We start from the raw sequence: 7,507 nt of genomic DNA on the forward strand, positions 1-7,507 counted from the left end.
AGGAGTCCGCCGAGGAGCCCGTGGACGTTGTCCAGGTCCTCAAGGACAAGCAGGTCGACGTTCTCGTCTGCTACCTGCCCGTGGGGTGCGAGCACCCCACGCCCCCTCTACCGGGTCAGCGGATCAGTGACGCCGGTACGACTGGACGTAGCCGTTCGCGGGCGAACCCACGCCGGTGACGTCGTCGTAGCCCTTCACCGCGGACAGCGAGCTGTCCTTGCCGAGGCTGCGGACCGAGGTCGCGAGGCCGTCGGCGGCGTCGAAGCCGTTCACGAAGTCGATCCGGGCGACCGCCAGGCCGGAGCCCGTCGGGTTGTCCGTGACGTCGTGGAAGACGCCCTTCTTGCCGTACTTCGCGTAGATCGCCGGGTTGGCGAAGCCGAGCGCCTTGCCGCCGCGCGCCTCCTGGGCCAGGGCCTGGACCGCCGCGATCACCGGAGCGGCCAGCGAGGTGCCGCCGATGCGGTACTCGCTGTACTGCTCGGTGCCGTCGGGGAAGGTCTGGGTCTGGCCGACCAGGAAGCCCGTGTTCGGGTCGGCGATGGCCGCGATGTCCGGGACGACGCGGTTGCCGGCGGCGTTGTTGGCCGTGGCGAGCGCCTTCGGGACGACGTTCTTCTGGTAGTACGGCTGCGGCACCGTCTTGCTGGTGCCGCCGCCCGCGCCCGAGGTGTAGGCGCCCGGGAAGCCCGTCCAGCTCTTGCCGTCGGCCGACAGGGACGCCTTCTCGGTGCCCCAGCCGGTCTCCCACTGGTACTTGTCGCCCTTGCCGACGGCCAGCGAGGTACCGCCGACCGCGGTCACCCACGAGGAGTTGGCCGGGGTGTCGACCTGCTTCACACCGGTGTTGGCGACCTCGTCGCCGTTGTCACCGGAGGAGAAGTAGAAGCCGATGCCCTGCACCGCGCCGAGCTGGAAGACCTGGTCGTAGGCGGCCAGGAGGTCCGGCGTCTGGTTGGCCTCGATGTCGCCCCAGGAGTTGGAGACGATGTCGGCCAGGTGACCGTCGACGATCTTGCTGAGCGAGTCCAGCAGGTCGTCGTCGTAGCAGGACGCGGCGCCCACGTACGTGACGTCGGCGGCCGGTGCGACCGCGTGCACGGCCTCGACGTCGAGGGTCTCCTCGCCGTACCAGCCGGCCGCGCCGCACTCCTCGGTCTTGGTGTAGTTCTTCGGCAGCACCTGGTGGAGCTGGCCGGTCTTCCAGGCCGCGTCACCGTTCTTCACCGCGTACTTGCCCGCGTCGAAGGCGATGGTCGGCGAGGCGTACGCGTCGGTGATGGCGATGCGCACGTGCTGGCCGGTGTAGCTGCCGGCGCCGTAGGCGGCGCGGAGCTGCTTGCCGGTGTAGCCCTTGATCGCGTACGGGACCTTCTGGCCGTACGCGTCCGGCAGCGTGCTCGCGGTCTTCGAGCCGTAGTACGAGGAGAACGGCCCGGAGTTCTTGAACACGGCGTCCGGCGGCGGAAGCTGGTCCTTGTGGTGCGCCTTGTGCGGGGCGTTGTCCAGACCGGTGACGGTCAGGACGGCACCCTTCAGACCGGCCGGCGCGGACGCGGTCGTCGCCGGGGCACGGTAGGTCTTCGAGCCCTTGGCGAAGTTGTGGAACTGGGTGCCGAACGCCTTCTCGGCGGCGGCCACGTCACCGGAGACGGCGACGTAGTGCGAGGTGACCTCGGTGACCGTCAGACCGGCCGACCTCAGCCAGGACTTGACGGCCGTCACCTGGGCCTTGGTGGCCCCGAAGCGGGCCTGCGCCTTCTTGGCGCTCAGGAACTTGCCGTACAGCGGCGAGTTCGGGTCGGACACGGCCTTGGCGTAGGCCGACAGACCGGCCGCGTCCCGTCCCGCCAGATAGACCCGGGCCTTGACCTGGGCGTCGTTCGAGGTGGCACCCTTGTCCGCCTTGGCGGTGGCCCACGCGGGCCTGGTGCCCTTCAGCGCGTCACGGGCCGGGCCGTCCGCGGCGTGCGCCGTGGGTATGCCCAGCGCCAGCGCACCGGCGATCATCGGCAGCGTCGCTGCCATGCTCACGCCGGCGCGCACCTTGGCGCGGTTGGATCTCATAGAACCCCCTGCGATGCGGTTCGCATGCACGTAGTGGCTGGAACGTCGTGGAGGAACGCACCGGCCCGCGGCGGTTCGGACCGGCGAATGGATCACACGACGATGGCCACTCTTGCGATGAACCGTTCATGCCAGGGGAACGCAAAGGTCAAGAGAAGCTCAAACAACCTTCATTCAAGGCGATTTGAGTTTTTTACGATGAGAGTCCGGATGGTGATGCTATGAACGGGGCTGTGCGCCACGCTCCTTGAGCATCCCCGCCATCAGCTCGATCTCCGACTGCTGCGCCTCGACCATGCCCTGCGCGAGCCGCTTCTCCACCCCCACCGCGCACTTGGCGGCACAGCCCCGGGCCATGTGGACGCCACCCTTGTGGTGGTCCGTCATGAGCTGGAGGTAGAAGACCTCCGCCTGCTTGCCGTTCAGCGTGCCGAGCTTCTTCATCTCGGCGTTGGTCGCCATCCCCGGCATCAGCGCCCCGTCCTCGCCGGCGGGCATGTCACCCATGCCCATCCAGGTCATCGGCGGGTCGGCGGACACCTTCGGCAGCCCCCACAGGTCCAGCCAGCCCAGCAGCATGCCGCGCTGGTTGGCCTGGGTCTGCGCGATGTCGTAGGCGAGGCGGCGCACCTCCTCGTTCTTCGTGCGGTCCCGCACGATGTACGACATCTCGACGGCCTGCTGGTGGTGGACGGCCATGTCCCGCGCGAACCCGGCGTCGGCGGACCCGGCCGCCGGCGTCGCGGTGTCCGTCCCGCCGGAGTCCTCGGCCACCGCGTATGTGATCGCGCCGGCCGCGACGAGCACCGCCGCGGCCGCGCCCGCCGCCCAGCCGACGTGCCGCCGCCTCACTTCATCGCCCCACCGGTGCACGAGGCGCCCGGCTCGGGCGTCTGCTTGCCCTGCACGTACGTGGCGAAGAACTTGTCCACCTTCGGGTCGCTCGCGCTCTTCACGGTCACCTGGTGGCCCCACGCCGACAGGATGATCGGGGCGGCCTGGTTCTCGTACGGGCTCATCAGCGAGTACGGCGTCTTCTTCACCTTCGCCGAGAGCGCGTCGACGTCCGCCTTGGCGGCCTTGCCGGTGTACGTCACCCAGACCGCGCCGTGCTCCAGCGCGTGCACGGCGTTCTCGTTCTGCACCGGCTCGGTGTAGACGTCGCCGTTGCAGTTGAGCCACACCGGGTTGTGGTTGCCGCCGACCGGCGGCTGCATCGGATACGACACCTTGCTGGTGACGTGTGTCCGCGACAGCTTCCCGGACCAGGTCCGCACCCCGTCCTTGCCGGTGGTGAAGTGCCCCGAATCGCCGGAGTTCTTGGCGTCGCCGCTCGCTGCCGAGTCCTTCTTGCCGGACTGCGAGTTCACCAGCACCACACCGCCGACGGCGAGGCCGGCGACGACCACCACGCTGGCGGCGACGGTGAGCACCCGGTTGCGGCGCGCGCGGGCGCGCTCGGCGCGCCGCATCTCCTCGATGCGTGCCTTGCGCGCGGCGGCGCTGCTGTTCTTGGCGGAACCCATGAGGCGTGTCCTTCTGGGGGAAGTGGCGTGGACGATGGGGCTCGCCGATCGTAGTGCGCTCGGCGGGCCGTTCCCCAGCGAGGGCACGGGAACCGAATAATTTGAACCCGCGATGCGCATTACCTACTCTCGTGGTATGCGGCTGCTGCGCTCCACCGACCTGGCCCTTCGGGTCCTCATGCGACTCACCGTCGCCGACGAGACCAGCCCCACGACCCGTCAGGTCGCGGGGGACATGGACGTGCCCTACACCCACGCGGCCAAGGTCGTCGCCGAACTCCAGCACATGGGGCTGCTCGACGCCCGGCGCGGCCGGGGCGGAGGCCTGAGTCTGACCGAAAAGGGGCGCACGGCGTCGGTGGGTGCCGTGGTGCGCGCCTTCGAGGGCGACGGCGACGTCGTCGACTGCGACGGCGCCGGCCAGGGCGTCGCGCCCTGCCCGCTGAACGCCGGCTGCCGGCTGCGGGGCGCGCTGCGCGGGGCCCAGGAGGCCTTCTACGCGGCGCTGGACCCGGTGACGGTGCAGGACATCGTCGTGAGCCCGACGGCTCCGCTGCTGCTGGAGATCGGCCGGGCGCCGCAGCCCCGGTAGCGGAGCGCCCCGCCCCCGGCAGGGGGGACGTGCCCGGTGACGCGGAAGGGCGCCCCGCGGGACCGGTGAAGTCCCGCGGGGCGCCCTGCGCGCTCGTCCGGGTCAGGCGGCCTTGGCGAGCCAGAGGTCCGGGCCGAACACCTCGTAGTGGATGTCGGCGGGGGCCACGCCCTTCTCGATGAGCTGGGCGCGCACCGCGCGCATGAAGGGCAGCGGACCGCAGAGGTAGGCGTGCGTACCGGCCGGGACGTCGACGTCCGTCAGGTCGACCAGGCCGGTTCGCCCGGCACCCTCGGCGTCCTGCTCGTAGAAGAAGACCGGCTCGGCGTCGGGCAGCTTGGCCGTGTACGCCTCGTGGTCGGAGCGCAGGGCGTGCGCGGCGGGGGAGCGGTCGGCGTGCACCACGGTCACCGGCGCCCGGTGACCGGTGAGGGCGAGCTGCTCCAGCATGGCGATCATCGGGGTGACGCCGATACCGGCGGAGGCGAGCAGGAGCGGCGCCTCGGTGTCCTCCAGGACCAGGTCGCCGTAGGGGGCGGAGAGCTGCAGGACGTCACCCTCGCGCACATGGGCGTGCAGGTGGTTGGAGACCTCCCCGTCGGGCGCGGTGCCGTCGCCGGCCACCCGCTTGACGGCGAACTGCCGCTCCGGCGAGCCGGGGGCCGCGGTCAGGCTGTACTGGCGGATCTGCCGGGCGCCGTCCGCGAGGGTGACGCCGACCGAGACGTACTGGCCGGCGCGGTAGCCGGGCACCGGGCCGTCGTCCACCGGGCGGAGCTTGAAACCGGCGACGTCGGCGGTCTCGTCGATCCGCTCGACGACCTTCCACTCGCGCCAGCCCCGCTGCTCGCTCTGCGCGTACAGCCGCTTCTCGATGGCGATGAGGGCGTTGGCCATCAGCCAGTAGACGTCGGTCCAGGCGGCGGCGACCTCGGGGGTGACCGCGTCGCCCAGGATCTCGGCGATCGCGGCGAACAGGTGCTCGTGGACGACCGGGTACTGCTCGGGGACGATGCCCAGCGAGGCGTGCTTGTGGGCGATGCGCTCGAGCATCGCGTCGGGCCGCTGCTCGGGGTTGTTCACCAGGTACGTGGCGAAGGCGGCGATGGAGCCTGCCAGGGCCTGCTTCTGGATGCCGGCGGCCTGGTTGCCGCGGTTGAACAGATCCCGCAGCAGTTCGGGGTGGGCCTTGAACAGCCGGGCGTAGAAGCGCTCGGTGATATCGCCGATGGCCGCGCCGACGGCGGGCAGGGTGGCGCGGACGGTGGCTGCTGACTGCTCGGACAGCATCAGGACTCCTCGATGGGCTCGATCGCTTCGACTCGCTCGATCGCTCGACTGATCAAAACGGTAGAGAAACTTGCATCTGAGATGCAAATTTAAGAGGGGTGGTGTCGGTCACGCCCGAAGCGGACCGGCCATTACGGATGCCGCCCCGGGCAGGCAAGATGGGCGGCAGAGCGGTACACCTGCCGTATGTGAGGCGTTCAGGCCGAGGACGCCCCGGCGATCAAGGTCCGCAACGCACGTGAAACGGTGTTGTGGTGTGATGCTCAGGTGCCCGACCGCCTGCCCCCGCGATGCGGGAACCCGGGCGGCCTGACCAGCAAGGATGGGGAAGCGGAAGATGGACAAGCAGCAGGAGTTCGTGCTCCGGACGTTGGAGGAGCGCGACATCCGGTTCGTACGCCTGTGGTTCACGGACGTGCTGGGCTTCCTCAAGTCCGTGGCCGTGGCTCCGGCCGAGCTGGAGCAGGCCTTCGACGAGGGCATCGGCTTCGACGGCTCCGCCATCGAGGGCTTCGCCCGGGTCTACGAGTCCGACATGATCGCCAAGCCGGACCCCTCCACCTTCCAGATCCTGCCCTGGCGCGCCGAGGCCCCCGGCACCGCCCGCATGTTCTGCGACATCCTGATGCCCGACGGCTCCCCGTCCTTCGCCGACCCGCGCTACGTCCTCAAGCGCGCCCTGGCCAAGACCTCCGACCTGGGCTTCACCTTCTACACCCACCCCGAGATCGAGTTCTTCCTGCTGAAGAACAAGCCCGTCGACGGCACCCGCCCGACCCCGGCCGACAACTCGGGCTACTTCGACCACACCCCGCAGAACGTGGGCATGGACTTCCGCCGCCAGGCGATCACCATGCTGGAGTCGATGGGCATCTCGGTGGAGTTCTCCCACCACGAGGGGGCGCCCGGCCAGCAGGAGATCGACCTGCGCTACGCCGACGCCCTGTCCACGGCGGACAACATCATGACGTTCCGCCTGGTCATGAAGCAGGTGGCGCTGGAGCAGGGCGTGCAGGCGACGTTCATGCCGAAGCCGTTCTCGGAATTCCCCGGCTCCGGCATGCACACCCACCTGTCCCTCTTCGAGGGAGACCGCAACGCGTTCTACGAGTCGGGCTCCGAGTACCAGCTCTCCAAGGTCGGCCGCTCCTTCATCGCGGGCCTGCTCAGGCACGCGGCGGAGATCTCCGCGGTCACCAACCAGTGGGTGAACTCCTACAAGCGCATCTGGGGCGGCTCCGAGCGCACGGCGGGCGCCGGCGGCGAGGCCCCCTCCTACATCTGCTGGGGCCACAACAACCGCTCCGCCCTGGTCCGCGTGCCCATGTACAAGCCCGGCAAGACCGGCTCCGCGCGCGTGGAGGTCCGCTCCCTGGACTCCGGCACCAACCCGTACCTGGCCTACGCCGTCCTCCTGGCGGCGGGTCTGAAGGGCATCGAGGAGGGCTACGAGCTTCCCCCCGGCGCCGAGGACGACGTCTGGGCCCTGTCCAACGCCGAGCGCCGCGCGATGGGCATCGAGCCCCTCCCGCAGAACCTCGGCGAGGCCCTGACCCTCATGGAGAGCAGCGACCTGGTCGCCGAGACCCTCGGCGAGCACGTCTTCGACTTCTTCCTGCGCAACAAGAAGTCGGAGTGGGAGGAGTACCGCTCCGAGGTGACGGCCTTCGAACTGCGGAAGAACCTGCCGGTGCTGTAGCCGCAGGTCAGAGTGGGTTACCGCCGGAGCGATCCCTTGGGGCTGACAGTCGCCGACCGTCAGCCCCGGGGCGTCGCTCGGTCGCCGGGCCGTCTCCGGGCCGTCAGACCGGATGGCAGCGCGCCGTAGCTCGTTCGATGCGGCCCGAGTGCGCTCAGGTCTGCGGCTCTCGCTGCCCCCTCGCTCACAACGGCCCGCTCCGCTCACCGCGGGCCCGGCACCCGGTCGGACCCGCGCTCCTCACGGCTTGAGGACGACCTTCTCGCAGTGGTCCTTCTTGTTCTTGAACAGGTCGTAGCCGGTCGGTGCCTCGGTCAGGGGCAGTCGGTGGGT

Annotated in this window: 6 protein-coding genes; 2 read left to right on the forward strand and 4 right to left on the reverse strand. The window is 69.9% G+C overall.

The window, feature by feature from the left end; translation table 11 throughout:
- Window positions 1-123: 123 nt before the first annotated feature.
- The 3 genes from AB0924_RS38300 to AB0924_RS38310 all read right to left on the reverse strand — a co-directional run bounded on the left by AB0924_RS38300 (window position 124) and on the right by AB0924_RS38310 (window position 3,593).
- On the reverse strand, window positions 124-2,067 hold the full coding sequence (locus AB0924_RS38300; protein WP_358927089.1) for a S53 family peptidase: 1,944 nt from the start codon (window positions 2,065-2,067) through the stop codon (window positions 124-126).
- 219 nt (window positions 2,068-2,286) lie between these two features.
- Window positions 2,287-2,919, reverse strand: a complete 633-nt coding sequence (locus AB0924_RS38305) for a DUF305 domain-containing protein (protein WP_366913963.1) — start codon at window positions 2,917-2,919, stop codon at window positions 2,287-2,289.
- Window positions 2,916-3,593: a DUF3105 domain-containing protein gene (locus AB0924_RS38310; protein WP_358927087.1), complete on the reverse strand. Its 678-nt coding sequence runs from the start codon at window positions 3,591-3,593 to the stop codon at window positions 2,916-2,918. Before AB0924_RS38310 ends, AB0924_RS38305 begins: the two co-directional genes overlap by 4 nt.
- A gap of 136 nt (window positions 3,594-3,729) precedes the next feature.
- Here AB0924_RS38310 and AB0924_RS38315 point away from each other — a divergent pair, with 136 nt between their 5' ends.
- Complete coding sequence (locus AB0924_RS38315; RefSeq protein WP_358927086.1) at window positions 3,730-4,185, forward strand: Rrf2 family transcriptional regulator; 456 nt, start codon at window positions 3,730-3,732, stop codon at window positions 4,183-4,185.
- Window positions 4,186-4,287: 102 nt separating this feature from the next.
- Here AB0924_RS38315 and AB0924_RS38320 read toward each other — a convergent pair whose 3' ends face one another.
- A complete protein-coding gene (locus AB0924_RS38320; protein ID WP_366913964.1) occupies window positions 4,288-5,475 on the reverse strand; it encodes a globin domain-containing protein in 1,188 nt (395 codons plus the stop codon).
- Between the two features lie 337 nt (window positions 5,476-5,812).
- On the opposite strand from AB0924_RS38320, the gene AB0924_RS38325 reads away from it, so the two are divergent.
- Entirely contained in the window at window positions 5,813-7,174 is a 1,362-nt protein-coding gene (locus tag AB0924_RS38325; RefSeq protein WP_358940745.1) for a glutamine synthetase family protein, read from the forward strand.
- Window positions 7,175-7,507: the final 333 nt, after the last annotated feature.

Source organism: Streptomyces sp. NPDC047869 (genome assembly GCF_040704065.1).
Lineage (GTDB): Bacteria > Actinomycetota > Actinomycetes > Streptomycetales > Streptomycetaceae > Streptomyces.

Excerpts from the sequence above, each read along its gene's own strand:
- AB0924_RS38300 (WP_358927089.1), bottom strand. The coding sequence starts at position 2,067 with ATGAGATCCAACCGCGCCAAGGTGCGCGCCGGCGTGAGCATGGCAGCG.
- AB0924_RS38310 (WP_358927087.1), bottom strand. The coding sequence starts at position 3,593 with ATGGGTTCCGCCAAGAACAGCAGCGCCGCCGCGCGCAAGGCACGCATC.
- AB0924_RS38315 (WP_358927086.1), top strand. The coding sequence starts at position 3,730 with ATGCGGCTGCTGCGCTCCACCGACCTGGCCCTTCGGGTCCTCATGCGA.
- AB0924_RS38320 (WP_366913964.1), bottom strand. The coding sequence starts at position 5,475 with ATGCTGTCCGAGCAGTCAGCAGCCACCGTCCGCGCCACCCTGCCCGCC.
- AB0924_RS38325 (WP_358940745.1), top strand. The coding sequence starts at position 5,813 with ATGGACAAGCAGCAGGAGTTCGTGCTCCGGACGTTGGAGGAGCGCGAC.